General features: G+C 61.8%; 1 protein-coding gene. It reads right to left on the bottom strand.

The features are described from left to right. On the bottom strand, positions 1-249 hold a 249-nt coding region (locus tag PQR67_RS38245), incomplete at both ends, for an AMP-binding protein (protein ID WP_408467964.1).

Genomic DNA, 249 nt, shown 5'->3' on the forward strand with positions numbered 1-249 from the left:
GTACGCCTGCTGCATCCACACCAGACGGTTGTACAGCGCGCTATGGCGGTTCGCTGCGCCTTTGGGCTGACCGGTCGAGCCCGACGTGTAGATGACGTAGGCGAGGTTTTCGCCATGCAATTCGACGTCCGGGTTGTGCGACGGCTCATTGGCAAGATCGAGTGCATCCAGTTCGAGCACCTCGATCGCATCCGACAGCGGCAGCACATCGCGCACCCTGCGCTGCGTCAACAGCAGGGAAATCCCGCT

The sequence above is a fragment of the Paraburkholderia fungorum genome, assembly GCF_046026025.1.
Lineage (GTDB): Bacteria > Pseudomonadota > Gammaproteobacteria > Burkholderiales > Burkholderiaceae > Paraburkholderia > Paraburkholderia fungorum_E.